23 protein-coding genes are annotated in these 26,538 nt (G+C 57.5%); 17 read left to right on the top strand and 6 right to left on the bottom strand.

The window, feature by feature from the left end; genetic code table 11:
• The first annotated feature begins 473 nt into the window (after positions 1-473).
• The 6 genes from AC3B6F_RS02215 to AC3B6F_RS02190 are packed head-to-tail and all read left to right on the top strand — an operon-like array spanning position 474 to position 6,881.
• Positions 474-1,046 carry a hypothetical protein gene (locus AC3B6F_RS02215; RefSeq protein ID WP_249196165.1) on the top strand — a complete coding sequence of 191 codons (573 nt, stop codon included), beginning with the start codon at positions 474-476 and terminating at the stop codon, positions 1,044-1,046.
• Positions 1,043-2,218 (top strand): hypothetical protein, encoded by a 1,176-nt coding sequence (locus AC3B6F_RS02210; RefSeq protein WP_062454362.1) that lies wholly within the window; start codon positions 1,043-1,045, stop codon positions 2,216-2,218. Before AC3B6F_RS02215 ends, AC3B6F_RS02210 begins: the two co-directional genes overlap by 4 nt.
• Positions 2,219-2,239: 21 nt before the next feature.
• The gene (locus AC3B6F_RS02205; RefSeq protein ID WP_489823250.1) at positions 2,240-3,925 is read left to right on the top strand and encodes a hypothetical protein; all 1,686 of its coding nucleotides are present in this window, start codon (positions 2,240-2,242) and stop codon (positions 3,923-3,925) included.
• Between the two features lie 59 nt (positions 3,926-3,984).
• Positions 3,985-6,240, top strand: coding sequence for a DotA/TraY family protein (locus AC3B6F_RS02200; protein ID WP_489823249.1), 2,256 nt, complete (start codon positions 3,985-3,987; stop codon positions 6,238-6,240).
• Positions 6,241-6,252: 12 nt separating this feature from the next.
• A complete protein-coding gene (locus AC3B6F_RS02195; protein ID WP_489823248.1) occupies positions 6,253-6,576 on the top strand; it encodes a hypothetical protein in 324 nt (107 codons plus the stop codon).
• A 32-nt stretch (positions 6,577-6,608) separates the two neighbouring features.
• A complete protein-coding gene (locus tag AC3B6F_RS02190; protein WP_489823247.1) occupies positions 6,609-6,881 on the top strand; it encodes a hypothetical protein in 273 nt (90 codons plus the stop codon).
• Between the two features lie 19 nt (positions 6,882-6,900).
• Here AC3B6F_RS02190 and AC3B6F_RS02185 read toward each other — a convergent pair whose 3' ends face one another.
• Positions 6,901-7,353 (bottom strand): hypothetical protein, encoded by a 453-nt coding sequence (locus AC3B6F_RS02185; protein ID WP_249196169.1) that lies wholly within the window; start codon positions 7,351-7,353, stop codon positions 6,901-6,903.
• Positions 7,350-8,285: a thioredoxin domain-containing protein gene (locus AC3B6F_RS02180; protein ID WP_489823246.1), complete on the bottom strand. Its 936-nt coding sequence runs from the start codon at positions 8,283-8,285 to the stop codon at positions 7,350-7,352. Before AC3B6F_RS02180 ends, AC3B6F_RS02185 begins: the two co-directional genes overlap by 4 nt.
• Positions 8,286-8,420: 135 nt before the next feature.
• Between AC3B6F_RS02180 and AC3B6F_RS02175 the strand changes: the two genes are divergently transcribed.
• The 5 genes from AC3B6F_RS02175 to AC3B6F_RS02155 all read left to right on the top strand — a co-directional run bounded on the left by AC3B6F_RS02175 (position 8,421) and on the right by AC3B6F_RS02155 (position 13,796).
• The gene (locus AC3B6F_RS02175; protein ID WP_489823245.1) at positions 8,421-8,894 is read left to right on the top strand and encodes a hypothetical protein; all 474 of its coding nucleotides are present in this window, start codon (positions 8,421-8,423) and stop codon (positions 8,892-8,894) included.
• Complete coding sequence (locus AC3B6F_RS02170) at positions 8,891-9,607, top strand: transglycosylase SLT domain-containing protein (protein ID WP_489823244.1); 717 nt, start codon at positions 8,891-8,893, stop codon at positions 9,605-9,607. Before AC3B6F_RS02175 ends, AC3B6F_RS02170 begins: the two co-directional genes overlap by 4 nt.
• Positions 9,608-9,986: 379 nt before the next feature.
• Positions 9,987-11,351: a replication initiation protein RepC gene (gene repC, locus AC3B6F_RS02165; protein ID WP_489823243.1), complete on the top strand. Its 1,365-nt coding sequence runs from the start codon at positions 9,987-9,989 to the stop codon at positions 11,349-11,351.
• Between the two features lies 1 nt (position 11,352).
• Positions 11,353-12,714: an O-antigen ligase family protein gene (locus AC3B6F_RS02160; RefSeq protein ID WP_489823242.1), complete on the top strand. Its 1,362-nt coding sequence runs from the start codon at positions 11,353-11,355 to the stop codon at positions 12,712-12,714.
• Between the two features lie 236 nt (positions 12,715-12,950).
• On the top strand, positions 12,951-13,796 hold the full coding sequence (locus AC3B6F_RS02155) for a hypothetical protein (RefSeq protein ID WP_489823241.1): 846 nt from the start codon (positions 12,951-12,953) through the stop codon (positions 13,794-13,796).
• A gap of 969 nt (positions 13,797-14,765) precedes the next feature.
• On the opposite strand, the gene AC3B6F_RS02150 is transcribed toward AC3B6F_RS02155, so the two are convergent.
• The 4 genes from AC3B6F_RS02150 to AC3B6F_RS02135 all read right to left on the bottom strand — a co-directional run bounded on the left by AC3B6F_RS02150 (position 14,766) and on the right by AC3B6F_RS02135 (position 16,265).
• The gene (locus AC3B6F_RS02150; protein ID WP_489823240.1) at positions 14,766-15,638 is read right to left on the bottom strand and encodes a restriction endonuclease; all 873 of its coding nucleotides are present in this window, start codon (positions 15,636-15,638) and stop codon (positions 14,766-14,768) included.
• On the bottom strand, positions 15,635-15,712 hold the full coding sequence (locus AC3B6F_RS02145; RefSeq protein WP_489823316.1) for a hypothetical protein: 78 nt from the start codon (positions 15,710-15,712) through the stop codon (positions 15,635-15,637). The genes AC3B6F_RS02150 and AC3B6F_RS02145 overlap by 4 nt, the downstream gene beginning before the upstream one ends.
• Positions 15,712-15,900, bottom strand: coding sequence for a hypothetical protein (locus tag AC3B6F_RS02140; protein WP_489823239.1), 189 nt, complete (start codon positions 15,898-15,900; stop codon positions 15,712-15,714). The genes AC3B6F_RS02145 and AC3B6F_RS02140 overlap by 1 nt, the downstream gene beginning before the upstream one ends.
• A 233-nt stretch (positions 15,901-16,133) precedes the next feature.
• Positions 16,134-16,265, bottom strand: a complete 132-nt coding sequence (locus AC3B6F_RS02135; protein WP_489823238.1) for a hypothetical protein — start codon at positions 16,263-16,265, stop codon at positions 16,134-16,136.
• A 268-nt stretch (positions 16,266-16,533) separates the two neighbouring features.
• Between AC3B6F_RS02135 and AC3B6F_RS02130 the strand changes: the two genes are divergently transcribed.
• The 6 genes from AC3B6F_RS02130 to AC3B6F_RS02105 all read left to right on the top strand — a co-directional run bounded on the left by AC3B6F_RS02130 (position 16,534) and on the right by AC3B6F_RS02105 (position 26,295).
• Complete coding sequence (locus tag AC3B6F_RS02130) at positions 16,534-19,428, top strand: ATP-dependent helicase (protein WP_489823237.1); 2,895 nt, start codon at positions 16,534-16,536, stop codon at positions 19,426-19,428.
• A 6-nt stretch (positions 19,429-19,434) separates the two neighbouring features.
• Complete coding sequence (locus AC3B6F_RS02125; protein WP_489823236.1) at positions 19,435-21,171, top strand: DNA methyltransferase; 1,737 nt, start codon at positions 19,435-19,437, stop codon at positions 21,169-21,171.
• On the top strand, positions 21,164-23,824 hold the full coding sequence (locus tag AC3B6F_RS02120) for a TnsA endonuclease N-terminal domain-containing protein (RefSeq protein WP_489823235.1): 2,661 nt from the start codon (positions 21,164-21,166) through the stop codon (positions 23,822-23,824). The genes AC3B6F_RS02125 and AC3B6F_RS02120 overlap by 8 nt, the downstream gene beginning before the upstream one ends.
• 1,197 nt (positions 23,825-25,021) lie before the next feature.
• Positions 25,022-25,360 carry a hypothetical protein gene (locus AC3B6F_RS02115; protein WP_489823234.1) on the top strand — a complete coding sequence of 113 codons (339 nt, stop codon included), beginning with the start codon at positions 25,022-25,024 and terminating at the stop codon, positions 25,358-25,360.
• The gene (locus AC3B6F_RS02110) at positions 25,353-26,060 is read left to right on the top strand and encodes a trypsin-like peptidase domain-containing protein (protein ID WP_489823233.1); all 708 of its coding nucleotides are present in this window, start codon (positions 25,353-25,355) and stop codon (positions 26,058-26,060) included. Before AC3B6F_RS02115 ends, AC3B6F_RS02110 begins: the two co-directional genes overlap by 8 nt.
• On the top strand, positions 26,053-26,295 hold the full coding sequence (locus AC3B6F_RS02105) for a hypothetical protein (protein ID WP_489823232.1): 243 nt from the start codon (positions 26,053-26,055) through the stop codon (positions 26,293-26,295). Before AC3B6F_RS02110 ends, AC3B6F_RS02105 begins: the two co-directional genes overlap by 8 nt.
• The last annotated feature ends 243 nt before the right edge of the window (positions 26,296-26,538 follow it).

Raw genomic sequence — 26,538 nt, 5'->3', positions numbered from 1 at the left:
GTTAATTTATCGTCAACCAGCCTAACCGGATGCGTCTCAAAATGTTACCGCAAGAGCGGCGTTTTTTGGGAACTGTGTATTTCTGCAACAGTGCGTGGAACGGGCAGCGGAGTCCGGAAAATGGCCGCGTCCGCGTTCTGGGAATACCCCCATTCCCATTTTGCATAGCTCACATTTCAGTTTTTGGCCCCGATTGTGACGGAAACGGAACGTCTCGCGACTATGTTTTCCACTGCCAGACCAGTCACCTGTGGACGCCACGGTGCGGCGCGCACTCACATCTCGCATCATTAAGGTCGCTCACAATGGAAACCGCTTTGGAGGGTCAAAGTGCCTGGTGAGACGAAAGAGCCGAAAAATCCCAAAAAAGGGTGGCTGACAGCAGATACCGCAAGGCAAATTCTTGCACCGATCGTCAAGCCTGCCCCGCAGTTGAACAAGCGTCCCTTAGGAACACCTCGGATTGCGCCGCAATGAAAGCCGGTCGAGAGCGTGGACGTCTAACTTATGTACCGCTGTTCGCAGCTTTGGGCTTCGGTCTGATTGCTCCGGCATTCGGGGCGGACTCTTCCACAGGCTGCCAGACACTGGTGCAAGCAGGGGCAACCGGCCTTGCTGCAGACCTGAAAGCAGACGATGCAACAATCCATCAGCCCAAATCCGTAACGAAGTTCACCTGCCTTGGGAACTTCTTCAACGGCGTTGGGCTGGATGTTGTGACGAACAGATTGAACGTCGCATCTCTTGCTGAGGCGGCAATGGGCAAGATCTGCTCGCAGCTTTCATCAGAATGGGACAGCCTCCAGAGTTCCGCCCATTGCGGTCTTTCTGTGACGGGGCTGGATACGAACTTCAATCTTGGTCTTGGGGCCGGGAGCTTTTGCCCGAACCTGAATTTTGGCGGCGGCGGCGACAGCCTGATTAATGCCGGGACGAATACGACCGGTAACCAGAGCTGGGACGTCACCGGGCAGAGCCAGCTTCCGTCTGGATACAGTTTTGAAGCGATTGGTTCGAGCACTGGCATTTCCCAGGTGACCCAATGACGCGCCTCCTTGAAAGAGCCGGACGCTTGGGGGGTGTGAGCCTTCTTGTTTTCACGCTCGCCACCGTTGCTGCCCCGAAACCGGCTTACGCCTTTTTTGATTCAGCTGCGATCGTGGGCGCAATCAGCACGCTCCAGGGCGCGATGAACAGCGTCATAACAACGGCCCAGAAAGTCCTGAACAGCACGCTCGGCCTCATTAACGGCAGTCTCGGAGACGGCTTTACGCAGCTAAGCAACTACATGAAGGCGCAGGTTGGCGCGCAGGAACAGATAGCTGACGCCAACAACATGGTTCAGGCCGAACTTGCCCGAGACGTTCGGGCAGCTCAGCAACGCGATAACCATGAGACCAACAGACAGGATTGCCTCAATCTGGAGGGGGGGCAGGCTGCCGTTGTCGCGGCGCGAAATGGTGCGGCCGTCGCGACGGCTCTTGATAGCGGCAAGGACAAGCGGACACAGGCCGGTAAAGGAACGCCGTCCTGGGAAGGTGCAGGGCAGGGCGCACAGGCCAATAATAACCGCCATTTCACGCTTTACTGCTCGGATGCAGAAGCGGACGCGGGTGTTTGTTCGCTCGCATCCGCAGACCAGCAGAATGCAGATCAGGACGCCACCAGCCTGTTAACGCCCCCGGCTTATCAGGATCAGGCCTCGATCGACCGCGCCAATGATTATGTTACGACACTGATCCAGCCGGTTGCGCCTGCCGCGCTGCGGGGGAGCGCCCTGACCTCTGTGGATGGGCAGTCCGCCCTTCCGGGTCGCCGTGCCTATAATGCTGCCATTTCGCTCGCCCATCACGTCGGAGACGACATTATCGGGTGGCACGCGAACACCGTGACGCTGAGTGCTGCCCAAAAGGCAGAGGCAGTCCGTGAGGGCTATACTAACACTTCAGTCGGCTCTGAAAGCGAAGCCACGGAACTGGAAATCAACCGGAAATACAGTGGCACTGACTGGCAGGCCGATCTGCAGGCGATGCCCTCCGACAAGTCGGTCCTGGTCCAGATCGCTCTACTGGATGCACAGCGTAACTGGATTGCCTGGCAGCAGTTCAAACTGGACCAGACCCGGGCGCTGATGGAAGCGAACAGGCTCGCGACCTCCGCTGAGCAAAGGCTTCGGGCGGTTTCGCCTCTGCCAGTTCCCACCACAACACTCCCCTGAATGTCTCGAATAGGAATGACCATGTCGGGTACTCTTACTCAGCAAGGGCCGTTAGGCTACGTCCTGAACGCCCTTGATACTCATCAGTCCACCATCCCCGCAGCTGAGCGCGGGCTCGCGAAAGATCTGTCTGACCTGACCGTACGACTGCAGGAAAACCCTGCATTGGAAAGCGATCCAAAGTTCACGGTTCAGGTGGCCTGGCTTGTCCAGGACTGGAAGGCTCTGAGCGGAACCGGTGCAGAGCCGCAGATCCCGCCCATTCTCGCGGCTGGCTTGAAGGCCCATGGCACAGATTTGCCGGGGCTGGAGAACGAAGAAATCAAAGCGCTTTTGGCGCAGGCAGGCTCGCTTGAAGATCGAAATCTCGTTCGGGATATTCGTAAAGCGGCGCTGGACCTATCCGAGATGTCTCCTGAGGAACAGGCTTCGGTCGCTGCAGCACGTCTGGCTGCCGTCCTGGACTACCGCATCACCATGGCACTGTCCGGCACTCCTGCCCGCGCGCAACAGAGCGAACCAGAGTTGTCACCTCGACCAGATGTACAGCCGCCCGAACCAGCAGGGACATTGACGCCGGAGCCCGCGCCTGAGGGGGCAGTCTCTCCTGAAGTGCAGCCACCTTCTTCTGCTGAAATACCCCAGCCGACTGTGACGGAGCCTGAGCCTCTTGGTGCCCAAAGCGAGAGCGAGCCACAAGAGCCTCAGGAAGCGCCCCAGAGGCAGCGCGAGATCCTGGAGCCTGCCCTTCCTCCGAATGACCCGTTTGAGGACGAAGGATATCGACAGTCTCTTGAGGAAGAGGCCGGTCCTTTTCGGGAAGATGATGAATTCCAGGGCGACCGTCCACATTCTGAGCAGCCGGGTGAAGTGGGAGGCGCGGTGTCACAAGGCTCGGCAGAGGAAGATCGCACCGTACATCGTGATGATCAGAAAAATGCGGAACGCACGGAAAGTGAAGAACCTCCAGCATCTACAAGGTCAACCCCAAATGATGGTCGAAATTCCGGGGCACCTAAGCCTGATGCGAACCAGTCCGCGGCGGACAGCAAGCCAAAGCCGGAGAGCAAGTCGCCTCAGGCTGAGGCAAAGGTTACGGCGAACGCTGCAACGGCAGCCAATCGACGCGGCTTGGCTGACTTTATGAGTGATCTGGTAGGTAAGAGCGACGACCGCCAGATCCAGAACCGAACGCGAAAGGTCAAGGAAGCGGCCCGTGAAGTCGAAGAAGATCTAGGCGCTCTCAAACGCGTCGGCCGAGAGTTTTTTGAAGCCTTTGCCAAAGCCGCGTCAGAGCCTGGACAATCAGAAAGTTCTGTCATTGCGGGCATGACCGACGATGGGAGTCATAAGGCGCTTCGCGCACAGCTCACTGCGTCTCTGGAGAAGACGCCCGGCTTCGCAGAGTCCTGGGAAAAGCTTCGCAAGTCGTCCCAGAGATTGGGCAAAGAGGTCGAAGTTTTAGGCGATGAAGCCTCTAAGCGGGACGCCTCAAGCGATCCCACTGTTCAGAGCACAGAAGAAACCGCCGCCAGTGTCGCCAAGAAGCTGGAATCTCTTCCGGGCCAGGAGCCGGGCAAGGACTTTTTGAAGGAAGTTGGTGCGGCTCTTCAGCGTCTGGTGGACCGTTTCCATGATTTTTTTACCAAAGATCGAAAGCAGGGCCAGGAGCAAAGTCGCGATAACAACCCGAGCCCCGAGGTCTAAAAACAATGCACCAGTTCATGCGGCTCCTTAGAGCGTCACGGCCCTTCCGAGCGGTCACCATGACAGTCGTTGCCCTCGGGGTAACTATGGGATCCGCCTATGCCGGAACCACGGCAGACAGCGTGAGCTGGAGCAACCTGAGTGCGGGCGATGACTGGTCCGCCCGCGTGCTCGACAGTCTCTTTCCGATGTCAGGGGGTACAGAGACAGCCACAGGCACAATGCTGCAGTATATTTCGGCTTATGCGATGCTGATTGCAGCGTTCTGGATCAGCTATGCCTCCATCCTGCAGGTTCATAAGACAGCAGAGAGCGGGAAGATTTTCTCTGCAAGTTTCTCGGGGTGGGTGCCGCTGCGCGTTGTTGTAGCACTCGGCCTGATGGTGCCGATCCCTGCAAATGGAGGCTTCTCGGTCGGGCAGGCGCTCGTCGTGCAGGGTGCGAAAACGGCAATCGGGATGGCTCGCAACCTGACGGATGTTGTGGCCAAATCCATCGGCCCGGATGCTTTGCCCCTTGCCGAACCAATTATACCGGGGACCCGACCGGTCGTTATGGCGGTGATGGAAAGCGAACTGTGCCGCGCTCTGGTCAATAAGGCCTCAAACAATCCTGACCTCATGCCCGAACCCAAGATTTCCAATCCCGGGAACGGTTCGCCCGTGACCGTCGATTACAGCCTTGCGGTCGGCGAAGCGACGGCTGCGGTAACGTGCGGCAGTATTTCGGTCATGATCCCACAGCAGCTCGAACAGCAGATGCTCGGTTCAAATCTCGATTTGTCGGATGTCGCAACTAAGCAGGTCCAGGCGCTGCAGAATCTGATCAGCGCGGTGCGCACGCCCATGTCCTCTCTCGCGGATACGATATGGCAGACCCGGGACGTCACTGCCCTGCGCTCTATGGATGGCGTACTGACTGCGCAAAATACGTCCTATTCGAGTGCGCTGAGTGAAGCGGCCACTGCCATGATCAGCAAGATCCGCGCGCAGTATTCTTCAGATGGCAATGGCTCGAATGATGCCGGATACGTGGCTATGAAAAACCTCGGATGGAGCGGCCTGGGAGCTTACTACCTTGAGATCTCCCGCCTTAATGCAGAAGTGCTGTCCATGTCCTCCATTGTCCCCTCGGTCACGCAGCCAAGCTGGCAGGGATTGGGGTCCTTTCTCTCCAAAGATCTTGCGGGTCCAATCACGGCAATCGAACAGTATCAGGCTGCCGAGGAGCAGAAGCTCTCCACGTCAGATAGTCCCAGTGCGCCGAACGGGGCGACAAGGCTCTTCAGTAGTGCGGCTTTGCCCAGCTCCGGGCAATCCGCTCTGGACCATATACTTCAGGCGCTCGGCATCACGAACGGGGTGATGACGCTGATCGTCAATCATCTCCTGTCGCCTACATCCGGGAGCGACTGGACCGACCCGCTGGGGGCAATGATCGGGCTTGGCCATCTTCTGATACATACGGCGCTGGCGATAATTGGTGGTGCGGCGGTTCTCAGCAGCAAGACAGGAGCGGGGCTCGCAACAGCGGCCAGTCTTGCCACAGGGGATGTCCCGGCTGCCATCGCCTCCGCGGGCAGCTTCGCACTAAGCGGTCTGATCAAGGCAGTCCTGACGCCTGTCTTTGCGGCCGCTTTCTTCCTCCTTGCGCCCGGTATTACGCTTGCTTACGTCCTCCCGATGACCCCGTTCGCCTATTGGATGGCAGGTGTCGCGGGCTGGTACATTGTTGTGGTTGAAGCCGTGGTGGGCGTTCCACTGTGGATGCTGGCCCATCTGGTGTTTCAGGGAGAGGGCCTCCATGGCCGCGGGAACCGCGGATATGAAGTGTTATTCACGATCGTCTTTCGGCCGGTGATGATGATTGCGGGTCTCGTGCTCAGTTACACGATTTTTGCCTCAATCTCCTGGCTGGTCATGAAGGCTTTTTCAATCGCAACGGGCTTTGTTTTCGAGCGCGGCTGGCTTCTGGATAATTTTATCGGTCTGATCGTCCTGCTCTGCATGTTCGTCACAATGGAGATGAGCATCGCCGTTATGTGCTTCAGGCTGATTTCAACCCTGCCCCACCACATCCCTGCGATGGCGGGCATGACGAGTATCGGTCGTGTGGACAGCGATGACTTTAATGACAAGTCAACCGGCCGGGGGATCGCTGCTCCCACAGATAAAGTGGCAAATATTGCCCAACAGACGGTGTCGGATGTGAGTGCAATCGGAAATGCCCAGAATACCGTCGACAAGGGCGCGGCAGAGCCAGTAGACTCTACCACCAGAGCTCTCATGCAGATCTCTGGCCGCGCCGAGGATTAAGGAAAACGGATCATGGCAGACATTCTGGAGTTTGGTCAGCTCTGCCGCATCACGCAGGCTACCGAAAGAATGGCGAAGGTTGCCGGTCAGTCTGTTCCCCTGGCCGCCTATAATCAGGTTGTAGATCTTCATAACGACCTTGTGCAGCGCTATGACGCCCTCGCAGAAAAATACAGGGTCGCCAATCACGATCTGGACGTGATGGAAAAGAACCGAAATGAGTGGCAGACTTGGGGGCGCGAAACACGCGACCTGTGGCGAGGCCGAGCTGAGAAAGCTGAAGCGCGTGTTGTCGCACTCGAAGCCGAGCTAAAGGCAAAGGGTAACAGGTCTTGACGGTCATTACGTTGAGGCAATGTGTTGCGGGCATGGCTTTACTCTGTAGCCTGTCAGCCTGCGCTCACGGCAACATCCGTTCGCTTTCGTCTTACAATGTGCCACCACCCCCGATGGTGAAGCAGCCGCTTTACGATCCTTATGCACCCTATGGCTCTGCGCCCGTAACCTGGCGTCCTGCGCTGGCGACCCGCGCCGGCACCATTGTCAAACCTAATGATCCGGTCGATCAGGGTGATCGCCCTGATTATGAAAAGGCCGCCTGGTCGATTGACCGCAAAGCCGCCCAGTCCGGGACGTTCTGAGACGTCCCGGAGACTGGCCTTATCGAGGCCAGAGCAGCCGCCCGTCCGAAAGATACTCCGAGAGTTTTCCGGCGCGTCCTGTCCGGGCCTGCCAGTTTGAGAAGCCCTGAATAACAAACTGGCTTCCCAGAACGATCGCACAGGCGAGCGCTTCCACACAGGATGCGCTGAACGCAGCCCCCCCGCTCCACATGAGGATCATCACCCACCAGAGGCTCGCTAGCACACAGAGCGTGCCATACAGTCGCCCCAGGGTTCGGGTGCGCTTACGGATTGCAGCCATCTGCGGCGACATGCGAGGCTGGTCCTCGAACGTCGTCTGATCCACGGGCTGGATCACAGGAACGTCCTGAAGGATCCGAAGACCCTGCTGCGCCGTACGCAGACCCGGCCTCAGCGCAAAGATAAACGGAAAGACGAGCCATAATGCGGCTCGTCCGGCCCGCTGCTTCACGGTCGGACGACCGCTCACGCGTGAAGGCTCGCGAGAAACGCATCGAGATCGTCTGGCAGTCCTGCCTCAACATGCGGGGTGCCGGTGCGATCCTTCCACACGAAGGTTGGCGTTCCTCTCAGGCCAATCGCATGAGCGGCGGAGAGGTTGAGCATCAGACTGGCGCCCGCAGTGTCTGAGGTCGCGTGCCCTGGAACAGCGTGTCCAAGTTCATCGATCTGGCTCCAGAGTGCGGCCATGTCATGCGGTTGTGCAGAGAGCATCTGCTGCGCAGCCGGCGTACTGGCGCCGCTGTTCTCATGATCGTTGATCGAGACCGGAACGATCGCAAGTTGTAATCGACCGGAGGCAACCGCAGGTTTGAGAGCTGCATAGGCTCGGGTCGAGAACGGGCAGAGCGGATCGATAAACATATAGACGCGGGGCGCCGTGTCCTGTCCTTCAAGCCCGAAGGCAACGGCTTTCACGCGCTCAACAGGATCTGTCATCAGGGGGGCAGTTGCTGCCGATGCAGTGCCCGGCCTTGAGCCCTGACCGGAGGCAGAGGGGTTCCATTGCACGGTCGGGATCGCACCCGGGATTGATGAGACCTGATCGCGCGTGACGTTATGACCGGTCGCGTCCCACATGACCCCTCCGATTTCGGCCAGATGATCGGGCGTCAGGTAAAAGACACGGAACTGCGTGCCGCTGCGGGCGAAGATGGCCTCAAGGCCGTGCTCCGATTCCAGCCGATAGAGCTGTGCGCCCTGGCTCGCAAGGCGGGTCAAGGCAGGTGAGGCGGCAATATCAGCAGCCGGAAGCGTGGGGCCCATCTCCGGTATAACAGGCGCGGGCTGCGAAGGGGGGGCGCCACCGGGTGCATGAACTGGCGCGGCGGCAGGGCAGGTCGAGGCCCCCAGGGCAACAGCCGGGACCCCGAGTATCAGCATCGGAATGAAAGAGCGCATGGGTTTGATCCTCCTGCGGACATCATGACGGGCGCCCATGTGAGTGCGATCCAGGGGCGTCAATCAGGGTCCTGTTCGCACTCACATTCGGATCGGAGAGACTATGGAGAGGTACTTTCACAAGGATTCTGCACCATGCGTTTTCGCTTCTGGCTTACCGTCTGTGTTTCGCTGGCTGCTCCTCTGGTCTCGCAGGCCTCAGCGCAGCATCTGACGCCTGAGCAGCTGGACAGGCTGTCGCAGGAGCGTCAGTCGGAGATCGGCTCTCGCAACTGGGGTCCGCCCCCGGCAGTCACGCAGGCCCCGCAGACGCTGCACGCCACGCCGGTTCCCGTGACCTGCCGTAGTCCCGCCCATGACTTCGAGCCGCTTTTTGCCGAGCCGCGTCGTGGTGCTGCCCGTGTCGGAAGCGCTGCTCCGCAGATCGCCGTGACGGACACTGTCTTTCAGGGCTGGCGGCAGGTTCTGCGCTCGGGGACGACATTTGCGTGGATTCCGGAGGCCGACGTTGTGGCCTATCGCCCGCTCGTGGACGGCGCGTCCCGGGCGTGTGTTGTCTCTGGTGAGAACGCGGCCGGGATGGTCCTGTTTACGCATCCTGCAAAGTGAGAGCCTTCCCGGTTCTGACGCTGCTGACCCTCGGCATGATCAGTCCTGCCACGGCTGCGTTCGGGGCAGTGCCTGCGCAGATCGTGCCGACCAACCCGGAGCTCGGATCGCCCGTCTTTACGCGGCCATCGACCGCGACGACGACTGGCGGGACCACCGCCACATCTTCGTATCAGGGCGCCTGGGGCACGGCGGATGCCTACGGGACAATGATGGCGCAGACCTATGGGGCTGACGCTGTGGCTGCGGCGCAGGCGGCCGGGATCAATCCGGACACGCTGGCAGCGTTCGGGCAGATTGAAAGCCATTTCCAGAATGTCGGGAATACGTCTTCAAGTGCTCAGGGGGTCTGGCAGGTCACGGACGGCACCTGGAACCAGTATGCCTCAGAACTCGGTCTGAGTGCCGCGGACCGCTCCGATCCCGTTGCTCAGGTCAAGGTGGCGAGCGCCATCATCAGCGATTACGCGTCCGCCGTGAGTCGCTCGACCGGCGCACCGGCCACCGGGACGCAGGTTTATGGGGCGTACATGTTCGGCACCAAGGCCGGCGCGGCCATTGCAACCGAGTCAAATGCCAGTACGCCGCTCAGCCAGTATGTCTCTGCCAAAACGCTCGCGGCCAACAATATGAGCGGCTGGACGGTGGGTCAGTACCAGCAAACGGTGGCCAGCCGCATGGGCAGCGGGGCTTCGGAGGCCGTCACAAGTTGAAAAGAGCGCGCCAAAATGGACACACTAAACGCCCGTTTTTACACAGTTTTTTCACTGTCAGCGCGCTTTCGAGGTTGTTACAGCGCCCGAACGGAGGCACGATGGCCGGATGTCTGGAGACGTCCCTTTGGGCGGTGCCAGCGAGTCGACCCAGAGGACCCCCGATGACGTAGCGCCCACATACCAAAAACCCCGCCTCCTCCGATTTGGCGATCGGAAGAGCCAGGGCTCCGGCAAAACAGTTGCTAGGTGATGAATTGGTAAATTCATCTAGCGTCAGCTCTTTTCGAAACGCAAGCACTAAATTGCGAACGGGAGTGTTTTGTCTGGTGTCCGGCCGTGAGGTGGTCCTTTCACTTTAAACAGACCGGACCGACCAATGAAGCATTCTGCACAGACGCAGAGGGCGCAGGCCCCGTGCACGCGGCGCGGCCGACGCCGGATCAATGAGGCCATGCTGGCCGCACGCGACGAACTGACCACCCCCGTCCCGGCCGAGCCCGGCAAGCGGGATATGCTGAACATGCTGAAATCCCTGCGGGGCGCGCTGCCCGTCAGCCGGGGAGCGGCCTCGACGCTGATCATCATGGTGGAGAAGACCTCTCCGGACGCCTGGACGGCGCTTGAGACGCCCTTCATCTACGCGCACAACACCACGCTCATGTCCTGGACAGGTCTGTCGCGCAGTACGCTGCAGCGGCACATCCGGGAGTTGGCTGAAGCGCGGCTTCTGGTGCCGCAGGACGGACGCAACGGCCAGCGCGGCCGACGGTGGCAGGCGGAGGAGGGGCAGACACAGGTTGGCTTCAATCTGGCGTCCCTGCGCTACCGCTGGCCGGATCTATTGGCCCTGAGCGCGGAACAGCGGCGACTGCGTCAGCGCGTCTCCTTTCTGCGCGACAGCATTGCCAGCCTGAACGACACGGTCCGGGCACAGGCAGAGGACCTCGGGCTTCAGCAGGTCATGGAGCAGGCAGTGGGGATCATGCGCAGCCGTCTGAGGACGGCCCAGCCCGGCACTCTGGAGGGGTTGTACCGGGAGATGCTGGCTCTTTCTGCCGCTCTAGCCGGACAGTGCGCCGAGCCTGAAACCGACCGGGATGATGCGCCTGTGGAAAACGCTGCTTTTTCAATGTCGTATCCAGCAGAATTGAGGCCCATGGGTACTCAAAATGGGGCCCACTATACAGATACTAAAAACATTCAATCTTCTAAAAAAGTAGATCGCGTAGCCGCCGATGGCGGCATTCGCATTAAAGGAATGCGGTGTGAAGGGCAAAGCTCCAGGTCCGACCGTTCGTGCGTGTATGACCGGACGGCGCTGCGCGGATTCAAGGGGACAGCGACGTTCTATCTCGAGATCTGCAGCAGTCTGCGGGATCTCTGTTCTTCGGGTCGGCCGAGTGCCGAGCAGCTGATCGATGCGGCCGAGTATCTGTCGGGGCAGGTGGGTGTGTCCTGTCATGCCTGGTCGCAGGCCTGCGTCGTCCTTGGGAGATTGCAGGCGGCTGTCGCCGTGATCGTCATGGCGTCCCGACTGGAGCGGGGCGCGGTCATCCGGTTCCGGGACGCCTATTTCCGGTCCCTAATCGAACGCGGGGCACGAAACACCCTGTTCCTTGATCGCAGCCTGTATGCATTGCGGGATCATCGCACCCGGGAAGTGGGGATGCTCGCCGAGGCCGGTGGCGCGCTCGCGACCGTAGGTGTGCAAAGCACCAAAACCCGGGCGGCGTGGATCTGACATGGGGTTTGTTGCAAAGCCCACTCTTCTGCGCGTTCTGGATCGTCTCGGGGCACTGGCCACTCTGCTTCTGCCGCTGTTTCTGGTGCATTGGCGCGGTATCGCCGAGGGCTGTCTGGATGGGCTGGCCGTCGGATTTCTGCTTCGGAGCGCCCTGACCCGCGATTGGCGCTGGTATCGTCAGGGTTTCGTCTGGCCGGCCCTTGTCTGGTGGGGTTGGCTGGTCCTGTGTTCCCTGCCACGTCAGGCGCCTGTTCCGGCCGAGGCAACCGCCGGCCTCACCCAGGCACTGCTGGCCATCCGCTTTCCGGTCGCGGCGTTTGCTCTGGCCTTCTGGACGTTGCAGGATCCCCGGACCCGGACGTGGTGTCGCCGTCTGGTGATCGCCTGTGTGCTGTATCTGGGCGGGCAGATGCTGCTTCAGGCGGTCACGGGCCATAACCTGTTTGGCAATCCGCGGTTTGGTGATGGGACACTCACCGGACCTTACGACAAGCCGCGCGTGTCTGCGCCTTTCGCTCTTCTGGGTCTTCCGGCTGCCCTGTTTGTGGGGGCGCTGTTGGGACAGCGGGCGACACGCTCCTGGCAAAAAACGCTTCTGACGGGCGCGGTTCTTCTGCAGGTTCTCGGATTGCTGGTACTGGCTGGCCAGCGGATGTCCCTGGCGACATTTCTTCTCGGGACAGGGGTCTGTGCCGTGGTGCTCCCGACCCTGCGGCGTTCTGCGCTCGTGCTTCTGGTCGCCTGTCCGGCTCTGATTGGACTTCTGGCTTCCGTGTCCCCGGACGCTTTCGGGCATCTGGTGACAAAGACGCACAGCCAGCTCGCCCACTTCGCCAGCTCTCCGTATGGGCAGATCTACAACCGTGCGGCCGTGATGATCGAAGCGCATCCGGTCATGGGGTTAGGGGACGATGCGTTCCGGCACTACTGCCGTTCTGAGGTGTTTCTGAAACCCGGTCCGAGCCATCTGCGACCGGATGGAGGCGGGGTGGCTGTCTGTGTTCAGCACACCCATAATCATGTGCTCGAAGCCGCCACCAACAGTGGATTTCCGGGAGCCATTCTGTTCATCGTGATGATCGGAAGCTGGTGGCGTGTTCTGGGACGAACTGCCAGGAGGCAGGTCGGTCTTTCTGCAGCGGAGATTGCCTGGCGTGTCGGTCTCTTCGGGGCCGCGGTTCTGCATGAGTGGCCTCTGTCGTCGCAAAGCGCGTTCCTGAACATGCCGCTTGGCGGGATTGCCTTTCTGCTTCTGGGGGCAGGGCTGGCAGAAGCCGTCAGAGATCTGAAGGCGGATCGCCCTGACGTCGAAGAGACTGCTCGCGGCGCTTTAACTCTTTCTCAATGGCCTCGCGAATAAACTGAGCCATCCCCCTGTCGCCCACAAGCGCGATAATACGATCGCGCTCCTCAGGACTCAGGCGAACGGATGTCAATTTGAAGTTGAGCGGCGGTCTTCCCATAAGCCTCCGCTACACGGCTCGCACTGCGCCTGTCAAACATAAATAAAAGATATCGTCTATTGACGAATAAACGATGGCGTTTAATATGATTTGTAACGCAACGTATTGTGTCCCCTCCCGTCAGGCGGGGACCGTGATCGACAGGTCCGACATGACACTGAAAGCCATTTCAAAAACACTTTTCTCCAGTTCTGCCCTTCTGCTCCTGGCCGCTTGCAGCAGCGGGATGCCCGCACCTGAGCCGGTGCTTCTCAGTCAGTTCAACCAGAACACGGACCGTTTTGGCGTTGTCAGCACGGTCGGTAAGGCTGAGGGCACGATCCAGAAGAACGGTCGGTCCTGCGATATCTACAAGATTTACACGACCGGCCTGACGGCTGGCGGCCGTGCAGCCATGAAGGCGGGTGAAGTTGTCACCAGTGTTGCAACCCTTGGGTTGGCGCAGGTCATCTGGGCACCGGTCAAGGCTGGAACCCGTCCGCAGCTGCATACGGTTCTGTTCTGCTTTGGCAGTAACGACAAGCTTGTCGACATCTATGACAAGGATCCGACGGATTCCACCGGACCCGATCATCTGATCATTAACCGCACGACTTACAGCACGCCGGTTATCGCGGTACCGACCACCCCGTCTCTGCAGGCGGAGGTGACAGCACAGCCTGGTCAGCCTGTGAGCGTCACACCGGTGGCTGTAACGTCCGCGCCTGTTGAAGCCACGGCGCCCGCTCCGGGTGCACCGACCACAACTGTCGATGGTGCACCAATCATCTATGAAAAGGCCGTTGCGCCGAAGGCGGCGGAAGCAGCCGGTGCGATCAGCCTGGATAACATGGCACAGGAGGCGACGACCGGGCTCGAGCAGGTTCAGACGGGCAAGGCCAAGGTTCAGGCAGACGCAACGGCGGATGATCTGAATTCAATCAGCTCGCAAAAGGCTGTTGCCGCCAATAAGGCAGTGCTGTCTGGTAAGGGGGAGTGAGCGTCCCCATCAGCCAGCACTAGGCGACGATTGGGGTCGGGCCTAAGGACCTTTTTTAAAGTCAGTTCAGCCTGATGCGTGTCTTGGATAGTGCGGGAGCCGCACAGTCTATGAGCTCGGGGATATCCAAGACACATTAGGTGGCCCGCCTCTTAGGGGCACCTTTGCTCAATTCTTTCAATACGAGGCATAGGGGGCTTGTAAATCAGGACATAGCCTTGCTGAGCCAAATCGCTGAGGAGCGTGTCGGGAAACTCATATTCTGACGTTTCCGCCGTATCTACCAAACTGACAGGGTTTGTCGTCAATGCTGGTATAAAGTTCGCTCAAGAAATACGGTACGCTTCAGAGTGGCAGAAGCCCCATAGGAAAACATCTGTTTTCCTATGGGGATTGGGCCATGCCGTGGCGACATCGTGAATCTCTACCGCAAATGGCTAGTTTTCAGTCACTGTATAAGGCCATTTGTGGGCAGCTTAGGGGGGTGAACGAAAGGTCTGCTTTCCGGCGGAGCCTCTGCTTAAACCGACATGCCGGGCCTATCTTCCCATTTGACTTGCACGTCCCGGCGGATTGCCTCACCGGGTAAAAGCATGGCACGAACAGTAAAAAAACTGATGATTCCGAAACCTATGAAAGACAGCATGGGCTATAAAACCATTTTTGTGGCGCTGCGTGTACAAGGTCTTTGAAGCGATACCGCTCCTCAAAACCCCATAATGTGAGCACACACCGAGCCCGTCGCTTCATGTCATATTGGTTTCGAAATAATATTATACCGCTTTTTGCGATCTGTGGAGTGCAAGTTGCTTTCAGACCGGCGCTCCCAGATGCCTCTGCATCCATTTGGCTTCTTCCGTAGGGCTGCAATGGAAATGGGGTCTGTAGTCCTGGTTGAACTGGGCGGGATTGCCGTAGCCGACCGTAGTCAGAATGCAATCGCTCGTTTGGTTGTAATTCATCATCGCCTCACTCCGGGAAGAGGGTTTCTATCGGCGTGAATACATCGCCCGTCTCGGCCGCGCGCCGAACTTTCATTGCGATCAACGCATCGATGCCGATTTCACGCTCAAGCGCGATCTTGATCTCGCGCCCTTCCATGCACACGAGCTTCTTGCCCTTTCCGAAGGCGTCGAGCCCCTGGTCGGTAAATCCGCCAAAGCTCACAAACAGGCCTCGCGCCCAGGCCGCTTTCTGTTCGATTTTACCGTGGAAACCGTGAAGCTCGGCGATGCTTACCTTCCGATTGAGCCATTTTGCTTCGAGGAGATAGGTCTCGCCGGCGAGATGGAAGCTCCCGTCAATCTGCTCGCCATAGAGCTTGAAGGGTTCGCGCGCCGCCATACCGAACGCGTCGAACAGCTCCTTCAGATAAGCTTCGAACGCATATCCCCGACCATGCGCCGGAAGATCACGCACGGCTAGCAGTCGGGTAAGTAGGCCGAACCAATTCTGAATCGAGAGCTTTGGTGTCGGCACCAGGCCGGTCGGGATTCCAGTCGCCGTGCCTTCCAGACGCGCCACGACGGCGAAGACCTGCTTCTTGGCGAGGGGCTGAGGGTCATCTTGATTGGAGCCCTTCAGCATCGCGTCGCGATAGTCCCAAAGAAGCCGGAGTGTCTTTGCTGCCGTGCCATCATCGACGATCGTCAAGAACCCGCGGAGGCGCTTGCCCTTCGAGGTGCCCTCGCGCTTGTAGAGCTCGGCGTCGATATCGACGTCTAGTTCGAGCGCGAAGAACTCGCCAAACGTCCGGTTCGAGAAGTTGAGGATATAGCCGCGCTCAGCGCCGCGGAAGACGAGGTCTACCATATCAAGCTCGACCGTCCGGATCGTGCTCATGAGAAGAGCTCGCTGTGCGATCCCAAGCGCACGAGACTCAACGTCTCGTCGTCGGGCTTGGCGTAGATCAGCACTAGATCAGGCCGTCCCCGCTACTGTCGGTGTCGCCACCCCCAATCTCATCAATTGTCAGATCGTAAGAACTAAGAATTAAAGAATTTACAAAACTCTCAAAAACTTCAGATTTATCTGCAAGGCCAGCCAGCTTTGAACGCTCATCGATAATCTGTTCAACCAATGCTCTATACGTTTCGTTTGCCATATTACCCTCGTTATATCTTAAATAATTTCGGAGCATTCAGACCAGTCGTTAATCAACACTATATTTATTTTTCTCCAGAGTGCTGTTGGAAGAATAAATCAAGGCCTGCGCTCACAGAACTTAGATAAATCAAGCCTACTTCTTTCTTGCTCGTTTGTGATACACAAACTTACCCACCCAAAATTAAGATCCTCATGTCCGTTATGCAACCAACGATGGAATGAATTTAACGTCTACCATGTAGGCGACTGCCGCCTATCTGCTGCTGCATCACTGATGCCGACACGCAGATCAGGGGGGGAAGCGGAAGGTCGGGTATCGGGCGGAGCTGACCGGAAGCTGCCATTCGCAGCATTCATGTTCATGATGGTTTCCGACCCTTCTTTGCCACTCAGCTACGGAATGCCCGTTCCCAAGTGCGGTCCGTCCGCTGATCCATTTTGAGAAGCGTAAGACGGGGGCGTAGCTGGCAAAACTATGAAGGCGGGAGAGAGGCCGCCTCTTGGCGAACCTCCCAAATTCCTTTGACGATGAGGGGAGGCCATAGCCCGCATTCTCAAAGCCCGGGGGCGGTGATAGCTCGAGGGCGACCGGTTGTCATCGTGGTAGGTTCGCGTCCTCGCAAAATACGGCGTGCTCGATTATGCTGTTCACATGGCAGGACCAAACCTAAACCAGCAGGCAGCAATCGAGGCAACACAAGGCCCAGTCCTGATCATCGCAGGACCTGGTTCCGGCAAGACTTACACGCTGGTGGAGCGCATCGTTCGGCTGATCCGGGTTGAGGGGAAGCGGCCGGAGCAACTGCTGGTGGTAACCTTCACCGAGAAGGCCGCGCGTGAGCTGATCACCCGTGTGTCCAACCGCCTCCTTGAGCTGGGCATCTCGTTCAACATCAACGAGATGTATATCGGGACCTTCCATTCGATCTGCTTGCGCTTGTTGAAGGATCATCGCGAGTTCACGCGCCTCAAGCGCAATTTTTCCCTGTTCGACCAGTTCGACCAGCAATATTTTCTGTTCCAGCGCCTGGGCAAATTCGAGGAGATCGCCGACATCGATCTCGTCATCGGGAAGGAGCAAACCGGTCGCTGGAACCGCGCCACCCAGCTGATGAAGTGGCTGAACAAGGTCGCCGAAGAGGCGCTCGATGTCGCGGCCTTCAAGACCGGCGATGATCCCGCCATTGTCGCGCTCGGCCACGCTGCCGACCTCTATCAAGAGCTGATGCTTGAGCAGAACGCCTTGGACTTCTCCGGCATCCAGGCGGAGGCCCTGCGATTGCTGGAGGGAAACCCGGCAGTTTTGAGCGAGGTCCGCCAGCAACTGACCCACCTGATGGTGGACGAGTACCAGGACACGAACACCATCCAGGAGCGGTTGCTCTTCCTTCTCGCCGGGGATGAGCAGAACATCTGCGTCGTGGGCGATGATGACCAGGGCCTATATCGGTTTCGCGGTGCGACCATCCGCAATATCTTGGAGTTTCCCAGCAATTTCGCTCCGGGTCGGTGCAAGCAGGAGCGCCTGACGATCAACTACCGGTCAACGCCGGATATCATCGATTTCTACAACCGCTGGATCGCGGATGAGGATTGGAGCGAAGGCGACAGGACCTTCCGCTTCGACAAGAGCATCGTCGCGCGCGACGAGCAGTTTCCCGACACGCCGTCCGTCGTGAAGCTCCGCCAGTCCGATGACGCCGATTTCCATGAGGAGGTGGTGACCTTCCTCCACTCGCTCCGCGACAAAGGTCTGACCGATTGGAACCAGGTCGCGTTCCTGTTCCGGTCGGTGAAGAACGACAAGGTGCTCGCTCTGGCGCGGCATCTGGAAACGAATGGCATCCCTGTCTACTCCCCTCGTTCGAACCTCTTCTTCGAACGCGAAGAAGTCCGGTTGATGATCGGGGCATTGCTCTTCCTCTTCCCCCGCTACCCTTCGATCAGGCAGACGCGGGAGGGGATGGAATTGGCGATCTGGGACTACTACGATCACCAGTGCTTCCAGGCGTTCGCGCAGGAGCTACGCAAGTCCGAGAACGCGAGCTTGCTTGCGTTCGTTCGCCCACTCGCCAAGCGCCACATAGCGATGACGGAAGCGGCCGACTATGGCCTGACCGGGCTGTTCTACCAGCTACTACAGTTCCCGCTGTTCAGCCGCTTCCTCGGCGAGGAAGTGATGAATGGGGTGGATACGGGGCGCGCATCGCGCAACCTCGCCCTGCTCTCGCAGCTGCTGACCAAATTCGAATACCTGCATTTCATCACCGTCGTGAACCCGGAATACCTGGATCGTGACCTGCTAAATCTGTTCAACCAGTTCCTGCGCTTCCTCTATGACGGCGGCATCGACGAGTACGAGGACGACAGCGAATATGCACCAAGCGGGTGCGTTTCCTTCCTGACCGTTCACCAATCGAAGGGCCTGGAGTTTCCCGTCGTGGTCTGCGGGTCGCTTGAGGCGGTGCCCCGCAAGCAGTGGACGGACATCGATGTGGCGATGGAGCCATACCTCGCCAAGCGGCCGTTCGAGCCGCTCGACCGGATCAAGAATTTCGATTTCCGGCGTCTCTTCTATACCGCCTTCTCCCGAGCCCAAAACCTGCTGGTGCTCGCCACCGAGGAGAAGGAGGGGCGCGGCCGGTCGCCCTCGAAATATTTCACTGACGCCTGGGGGGAGCTGCCGAACTGGCGCGATCCCGCGTTTCATGCCGAGCGCATCGACTTCGATGTGGTGAAGCAGATCAACCTCAAGCGGCAATACAGCTTCACCTCCCACATCGCACTATTTGAGACCTGTGCGGAGCAGTATCGCTTCTTTCGCGAGCTCGAATTTACGCCCGTCCGCGCCAGCGCCCAGCTCTTCGGTACGCTCGTCCATCAGACGATTGAGGATGTCCACAAGGCGGTGTTGCGCGGCGAGGGGCACATCGTCACCGCCAGCCAGGTCGAAGATTGGTTCGAAACCAACTACCATTACCTGTCCCGGCGTGAACGGCAGTACCTCAACCAGCTCGCGAAGGGAGCGGCGCTTCGCCATGTCGAACGCTATGTGAAGCGCGAGCGGCGGCATTTTGACCGGCTGAAGGAGGCCGAGGTCGATATCTCCATGGTCAAGGACACCTACATCCTCAACGGATCGGTGGACCTGATCCGTGGCGAAGGCGAAACGGTGGAGCTCATCGACTTCAAGGCCGAGAAGAAGCCCGACCTCGTGCGAGACCGGGAGCGGCTGCAACAGTATCGAAAACAGCTTGAGGTCTACGCACACCTGGTGGAGGAGAGGACGGGCCACACGGTCAGCCGCACCCACCTCTATTATACTGGCGAGGAGAGCGGAAATCCGTTCATCAGCTGGGACAAGGACAGCAAGGCCATAGACCGCACCATCGCGGACTTTGACCGGATTGTCGGCCGGATCGAGGCCCGCGATTACCGGATGAAGTCGCGGCCGGGGAAGAAGTGCGAGGACTGCGACGCGCGGTTCTATTGTGACATGAAAAATTGGAAATTCTTGGAAGGGTAAATGCGAGTGAGTGACGGACAGGAAAACTTGGACCTGGCAAGGCAACAGGAAGGCCGGGTCGAGGAGTACAAGTTTGAGCCTATTAAAGGCTACCCTATGCTCAACTGGCGCGGGAAGCGCCCGTTCACCTCGACCCAATACTATCCTGCCCAGCTGAAAGAAGTGCATGGCGAGGATGTTGATGGCTGGCGAAACAAGATTTTCTGGGGCGATAACCTTCAGGTAATGAGTCACTTACTCCGAGATTTTCGCGGAAAGATTGACTTCGTTTATATCGATCCTCCATTTGATTCCAAGGCAGATTACTCGAAGATAATTCGAACAAGATCAAAAAGCGCAAAGACAGAACAATCAAATTTTGAGGAAAAACAGTACGCAGATATCTGGACAAATGATGAATATCTGCAATTCATGTTCGAGAGGCTGTCCATAATTCGCGAGCTAATGTCGCCAAATGGAACAATTATGGTTCATCTTGATTGGCATAAATCTCATCAAGTAAGATGCATGCTTGATGAAATATTCGGTTCTTCTAATTTCTTAAACGAAATTATATGGCATTATTACAACAAGATGCAAGGCAATATAAATCGCTTCGCATCAAACCATGACAATATTTTCTGGTATCGAAAAGGTGGCGGATTTCACTTCGAAAAGATTAGGGAGGAACGCGACAAGCCCGTCACCCAAATCAAGCGCGTCTGGAATTCAGAAACTCAATCGTTGGTGAATGCTAAAGACGAAAATGGAAAAGTGATCTACATCGAATCGACCCACAGAACGGTCGATGATGTCTGGCGCATGTCAATGCTTCAGCCAGCCGATAAAGTCGAGCCTACTGGATATCCAACTCAAAAGCCCGAAGCGCTAATGGAGCGGATACTTGAGGCAGCAGCGCCCAAGGGCGGTCTCGTTTTCGACGCGTTTGCTGGGTCGGGCAGCCTCCTGGCTGTTGCCGCCAAAACCGGAAGGCGCTTCATCGGGGCAGACATCAATCTGGGCGCTATCCAGACCATGACCAAGCGGCTTCTGACAATCGAACCGTCAGCAGGCTTGGAATCGTTTAATGTCAATAATTACGATGTTTTCCGTAATCCGGCAGAAGCCAAGCAGCTGCTGATCGATGCACTGGAGCTCCAGGTGCTTGACGCACATGGAGTTTTCGATGGTGAAAAAGACGGTCGCATGGTGAAGATCATGCCCGTCAATCGGATTGCAACCAAAGCCGATCTCGGCGAGCTTGTAGCCGGATTCGATCAAAAACTTTTCCAGCGTCGGCAGGATGAGAGGCCCAATCAGGCAGTCGAGAAAATCCTGCTCGTTTGCATGGGCCATGAGGCGGATTTGAAGGCGGAGCTCGAACTCCAGGCCATGCCGTTCAGGATCGATGTCGAGGTCGTGGATATCCTGCGGGACAAGTCGCAACTAGAATTCAAGCGCGATTCCGAAGCCAAGATCGTAATCCGCGATGGCGAGCTCGCGATCGAGAACTTCTACCCCATGAACCTCCTGCAAAAGCTCTCCTTGCAGCAGGAACAGGTGGGCGAATGGCGCGAGCTGGTGGACAGCGTGATGGTCGATTGGAACTACGACGGCGCTGTCCTTCAGCCGACCGTCGTCGATGTTCCCGGCAAGGACGATTTTGTCATCGGCCGCTACAAGGTCCCGGCAGACGCTGGCACGGTCCGCGTGAAGATCACCGACCTCCTCTCCGAAAGCTGGGAAGGTGAGATCAATGGCTAAAGCGACCAAGGCCCGCCAGCAGGAAGCCGTTCTCGGCGAGTTTGCATTCTTCAATTTCCTATGGACATTCTACCGGAACAATAGGGGTATGATCCGGCGCGAGTATCGCGATCTGACCAAGAAGTTTCTCGACTTCAACGACCCCGACCACAACCCCAAGGCATTCCTACGTACCCCGCAGTTCGAAGCCCTGGAGATGTATGTCTTCCTCAAGGAGTTTCTGGGCAACGCGCGCGTCGAGCAGATTTTCAAGGACTGGTTCGACCGCGCGGGCAAGTTCGCCGACCGGACCGAAGGTGGCGTTGCCAATTCGCAAGGTCAGGTAACCCTGTTCGAGGCGGTGACGCGCGAGCAGTACCAGGTCGTGTTCGATATGATGAAGCGCAACCGGCGCACATATCCAAACTACATCTTCGCGCTCACCATGGGGACCGGCAAGACCATCCTCATGGCGACCTGCATCTTCTACGAGTTCATTCTCGCCAACAAATGGCCCAAGGACGGAAAATACTGCCATAACGCGCTGGTCTGCTCGCCAGACAAGACCGTGCTCCAATCACTCCGCGAGCTTGAATCCTTCCCGCTCGCGCGCGTGGTGCCCCCAGAATATGTGAACTTCCTTACGACGCATATCCGCTTCCACTACCTGGAAGAGACGGGCACTTCGCTCGATACGCTCGACAAGTCGCGCTTCAATGTGATCGTCTCGAATGTGCAGAAGATCATCCTCAAGAAGAAGCACAAGCAGGATAGCGCCATCGACACACTGTTCCGGGCCACCCCGGAGGCGTTCAAGGAGGCGGGCACCGTCTACGCCGATGCAGCCGATCTTTACGGGTTCGACGAGCCCGAGGACGAGGCGGCGCTGACCACCAACCAGCGCTTCGAGAAGCTGACCCGGCTCGAACAGCTCGGCATCTATGTCGATGAGGCGCATCACGCCTTCGGCAAGGACCTGGCGAAGGACATGGGCATCGGGGCAAAGGCCACCGATACCAGCCTGCGCACGACCATCGACAAGCTTGCGGCCAAGCTGAAGTCGGCCGGAACGCAGGTCGTGGCCTGCTTCAACTACACCGGTACCCCCTATGTCGGAAAAAACGTTCTTCCCGAGGTGGTCTACGCCTACGGCCTGAAGGACGCGATCAGCAACCAGTACCTCAAGACCGTCGATCTGAAGGACTACACGAACTCACGCCCTGCCGAGTTTGTGAAGATCGCCGTGGATGATTTCTGCGATCAGACCGATGGGCTTTTGCCCGAAGGACTGACGCCGAAGATGGCCTTCTTCGCAGCCAGCATCGACGAAGCCGTGAACGAGCTGAAACCGGCCGTCGAACAGGCGCTCATCGACCGGGATATCCCCGCGAGCCGCATCCTGGTGAATGTCGGTGACGCGAAGTATACCAGTAATGACGATGAACGGGCCTTCCGCCGCCTCGATTACCCCGAGAGCGAAAAGCAGTTCATCATCCTAGTCAACAAGGGCCGCGAGGGCTGGAATTGCCGGTCGCTCTTCGGCGTAGCCCTTTACCGTCAGCCGACATCGAAGGTGTTCGTCCTTCAGGCGTCGATGCGCTGCCTGCGCGCAATCGGCGATATGCAGCACACCGGCCACATCTACCTGTCGGAACGCAACCGGGCGATTCTCGATAACGAGCTCGAACAGAACTTCCGCATGACCGTTGAAGACCTGCAGGACGCGGCCAAGGACAAGGAAACCGTCGAAGTCCGTGTCAACGAGCCTGTCAGGATCAAGATAAAGCGCGTCCGTCGCGAATTTCATTTGGAAGAGAAGGTCCTCACGGAAGGGGCGGACCTCAAGTTCAACATGGCCGACAAGGCGGCGTGGGCCGATCTGACCGACCGCTATCGGTTGATGGTAACGCACAGGACCGAACTGGGGCCTGGGAAGATCAGCGACCGAGTAACCGACCTTACAGCACAGAGGTCGAAGCTGACCTATTCACCACTCATGATCGTGTCCGAGGTCGCGCGGTACTTGAACCGCAGTCCCATTGAGGTGGAGGGTCTCCTTGCATCTTCTGTCCAAGGGCTGGACGCCACGGTAGAGGCCGTGAACGCATATAACGAGTTGCTGCACGATCTGATCATCCCGCAGCTCTTCGGCCACCTGTTCACGGTTAGCTCGACCGTGACGCCGGAGGAATACGAAGTGGACCTCGTGAAGGTTCCTGCCGAGGGCTTCTACCGGGTTACGGCCGAAAAGGACAAGATCGTGCGGGAGACCGACGCGCCTGCTATCCCGGTCGCTCACAAGAGTTTCCACCTCGACACCTACTGCTTCGACTCAAAGCCCGAGCAGACGCTGTTCTGGGACCTCATCCGCGAGGGTAAGGTGCGTAAGCTCTATTTTACCGGCATGCTCACCCATGGGCAGAGCGACTTCTTCATCCAGTACGTCGACCCAGATTCGAAAGCCGTTCGGACCTACTACCCCGACTTCCTCTTCGAGCGTGAAGACGGAAGGATGGTTATCGTCGAGGTCAAGGGCGACCACCAGGTGGACACGCCGGTCGTGCAGGCCAAGCGCGAGTTTGCCGAACAGATGGCCGTCGCTTCTGGCATGACCTACGAGCTCATCAAGGGGACGGACGCTGAAGCCCATAGCTACGCGCGCCTTCTGAACTAACGCGGCGCGGCGTGAGATCGGTTCGGTGGCACCGATCTCACGCCGTCCTCGGTTACCCAAGAGCGCTGGAGATGAACTGTAGGCAGCTTTCAAGGACGCTAGGGCGGCTTGAGCGAAAGCAATACGTTGGCTCAGACTAGGTTTTTTATCCCAAACTCAGTCTATCGCGGCTCGCCTGACAATGTCGGCTTTCGGGAAACCGTCACATCCGCGTGGGTGTCTGAAATGAGGCGTAAGCAGACCTGCCGCTTACGCCTCTTCTCAGACGCCAGCCGGCTTTATGCCCTCTCCTGAAAGCCGACGTAGCAACATACCGCACAAGAGTTGGTCTACGTCGGTCCCGGTGGGGTTCAATCCCGGCCAAGCGCGGAAGGCGTACCCCCTTCATCTATGACCGGATAACCTACATGCTGCGCAAGCGTATCGAAACATGTTCAACAAGCTCAAGAATTGGCGGTGTCCACACCCGATATGACAAGACCGCCCAGTCTACGTAGGCTTCGTCTCCACCACCTCAGCTTTCCTTTAGATGAGCGTTGCTCACGAGCGCTAGCATCACCTCTTCCGCAAGAGATATAGTAAATTTATTCGGCAATGGAGCTATATTGCAGTTTTGCGACATTTTTGTCTCCGACAGATACAAAGCTAATTCTGAAATCTGTCGTTTATCTATAACTACTCACTCGTGTATTCAGGGTCTGTGGCTCACTATTTCGAGCGCTGTTGTGCAATGGCTTTCGCGCTGCACGAATTGGAACTACAGTGTACAAAAGGGATGTGGTCAATCTGTGCTCTCGGCGTCTACTCATCGTACGGTGATCATTTTGACTTCTCCAATGGCACGAATAGGCAACGGGTGACAGTGGACATAGACGCTTGGGATGGGAACGAGTGGCAAGCGCACGTGCTCCGGCTCATCCAAGATCAGTATGGACCTGAAAACGTCCAGAAGGTTCCTGCGAAGCACAAGGGGGACTGTGGCCTTGACTACTTCTGTCTTGACAGACTGGTGGTGTATCAATGCTACGCCGTCGAAGAGCCAGTCGATATCTCCGTGCGTGCCACTAAGCAGAAATCAAAAATAACTACTGATATCAGGAAGTTTTGCGACCCTACAAAGGGTGCTGCAGAGATGTTTGTCGGATATCGGATCAGGCAATCTCGTGAGAGTAAGAGATTTAAGGAAGGAAAAAGAAAATGACTGATTGGCATGGTGAGGCGATTGATCGCGATAGCAACGCTGTTGTTTCTTCCATTAGATCGAGAGGAAAAAAGGCGAATAAAAAAATAACACTTCTCCTTTGTCTGGGGCTTTTCTTAGCTATATTAGCAATTGTATGTGGTATTAGATTATATATTGCGATCCCGGTGTTCGTAATATATTCGATTTTCATAATTTGGCGGTATTGGCAGCCAATTATCGACAATGCGCAGTCTAAAACTACGGAAATTGCTGATCGCGCTGCGGAGCGGCTACAGACAGGAATGGCGTCAGAAGCGGAGCTGAGCGCAACATCCGGAGAAAACCATGACTGACAACCAGACGACCGCCACAGTCCTGTCTCGAGAAGGTAAACGAAACGCCATGTTTAGCGAGGTGAAGCCTACCGGACTGCCCATTCCGGTCCATGGGAACCGAACAGGAAATTCGATGGCGGGCAGTGCGTTTCTGCTGAGGGGCAACGTTGCGACATGGCTGGTATCCTGTGCCCATCTTGTCTCTGGCTGTCGAGGCGGCACGCCAAATTCGCGTGATTATTTTGAACACGGTGTTATTAGAGTGCTTGGCTGCGACCTATTAATTCCCCTGAACATAACTGAGCCCAACCGCCTCGGGTTGGTAGAAGGCCTCACTCCGAATAAACTCGTCGACGCAATGGCAATTAAGCTTTTACAGCCCGAGCGCGAGGCTTTGGAAGCTTTTGGTTACTTCAGCCTCGCTGACGTGTCGGAAGTACGTCTCGGCGACCAAATCACTATATTTGGATTTCCGGGAATAAAAGACACGCCCATCCTCGCGGCCTCACTCGAGGGCACCGTCAAGCAGGCTGAGCAAGAGAGTTTCTCAATCTCAGTACCTAGTGCCGTAGGCTATTCAGGTGGGCCGGTTATCTCTGGAGCAAGGCTGGTCGGGATTGCCGCCGGTGACACTGGCTTTGCCCCGGATTTTGAGCATGGGGTAGTAACTTCGATGGCAGCATTGGCTCCATTCCTGCGTAGGCATGATCATGACTGACAACCAGACGACTGATGAAACGTCAGGTAGCGAGGATCCATCATCAATCGCTGCGGACTTGATTAGCGAAGCGGTTGAGCTGGACACCAAAGCGGAGAAGGTGAAACCGTTTGGCAAAAGAGATGAGTATTTCCATTATCACAACCAAGCCAGAGCAAAGCGAGATGAAGCAAAGACTATAGACCCAAAAGCTGCACGGATGATGCAGCGGCTTTGTGGAGACAACAAAAAATGACTGACAACCGGACGACCATTATTGGGTTAACTACGCTAACCTATTCAGATGGACGCGTAGAAAACTTTATCCCGCCCCTGAGTGTTCGTGGTGGTGAGTAGTAGGGCTCCCTCGGGGATCACCCTGCTTTGTCTCAACCTGAACAGAAAGCCTGTGGACTTATGGACAGCCGTTCCACGGCCGCTCGCGTCATGATGGACAGCCCTGCAGGCTGACCACAGGGCGCGGCTCTGCCCACAACGC

It is taken from the genome of Gluconobacter sp. ESL1110 (genome assembly GCF_058107395.1).
The sequence above is the reverse complement of the archived record's forward strand: the minus strand, read 5'-3'. Positions and strand labels throughout refer to the sequence as shown.

Excerpts from the sequence above, each read along its gene's own strand:
- AC3B6F_RS02215 (WP_249196165.1), top strand. The coding sequence starts at position 474 with ATGAAAGCCGGTCGAGAGCGTGGACGTCTAACTTATGTACCGCTGTTC.
- AC3B6F_RS02210 (WP_062454362.1), top strand. The coding sequence starts at position 1,043 with ATGACGCGCCTCCTTGAAAGAGCCGGACGCTTGGGGGGTGTGAGCCTT.
- AC3B6F_RS02205 (WP_489823250.1), top strand. The coding sequence starts at position 2,240 with ATGTCGGGTACTCTTACTCAGCAAGGGCCGTTAGGCTACGTCCTGAAC.
- AC3B6F_RS02200 (WP_489823249.1), top strand. The coding sequence starts at position 3,985 with ATGACAGTCGTTGCCCTCGGGGTAACTATGGGATCCGCCTATGCCGGA.
- AC3B6F_RS02195 (WP_489823248.1), top strand. The coding sequence starts at position 6,253 with ATGGCAGACATTCTGGAGTTTGGTCAGCTCTGCCGCATCACGCAGGCT.
- AC3B6F_RS02190 (WP_489823247.1), top strand. The coding sequence starts at position 6,609 with ATGGCTTTACTCTGTAGCCTGTCAGCCTGCGCTCACGGCAACATCCGT.
- AC3B6F_RS02180 (WP_489823246.1), bottom strand. The coding sequence starts at position 8,285 with ATGCGCTCTTTCATTCCGATGCTGATACTCGGGGTCCCGGCTGTTGCC.
- AC3B6F_RS02175 (WP_489823245.1), top strand. The coding sequence starts at position 8,421 with ATGCGTTTTCGCTTCTGGCTTACCGTCTGTGTTTCGCTGGCTGCTCCT.
- repC (WP_489823243.1), top strand. The coding sequence starts at position 9,987 with ATGAAGCATTCTGCACAGACGCAGAGGGCGCAGGCCCCGTGCACGCGG.
- AC3B6F_RS02160 (WP_489823242.1), top strand. The coding sequence starts at position 11,353 with ATGGGGTTTGTTGCAAAGCCCACTCTTCTGCGCGTTCTGGATCGTCTC.
- AC3B6F_RS02150 (WP_489823240.1), bottom strand. The coding sequence starts at position 15,638 with ATGAGCACGATCCGGACGGTCGAGCTTGATATGGTAGACCTCGTCTTC.
- AC3B6F_RS02140 (WP_489823239.1), bottom strand. The coding sequence starts at position 15,900 with ATGGCAAACGAAACGTATAGAGCATTGGTTGAACAGATTATCGATGAG.
- AC3B6F_RS02135 (WP_489823238.1), bottom strand. The coding sequence starts at position 16,265 with ATGAACATGAATGCTGCGAATGGCAGCTTCCGGTCAGCTCCGCCCGAT.
- AC3B6F_RS02120 (WP_489823235.1), top strand. The coding sequence starts at position 21,164 with ATGGCTAAAGCGACCAAGGCCCGCCAGCAGGAAGCCGTTCTCGGCGAG.
- AC3B6F_RS02115 (WP_489823234.1), top strand. The coding sequence starts at position 25,022 with ATGACTGATTGGCATGGTGAGGCGATTGATCGCGATAGCAACGCTGTT.
- AC3B6F_RS02110 (WP_489823233.1), top strand. The coding sequence starts at position 25,353 with ATGACTGACAACCAGACGACCGCCACAGTCCTGTCTCGAGAAGGTAAA.
- AC3B6F_RS02105 (WP_489823232.1), top strand. The coding sequence starts at position 26,053 with ATGACTGACAACCAGACGACTGATGAAACGTCAGGTAGCGAGGATCCA.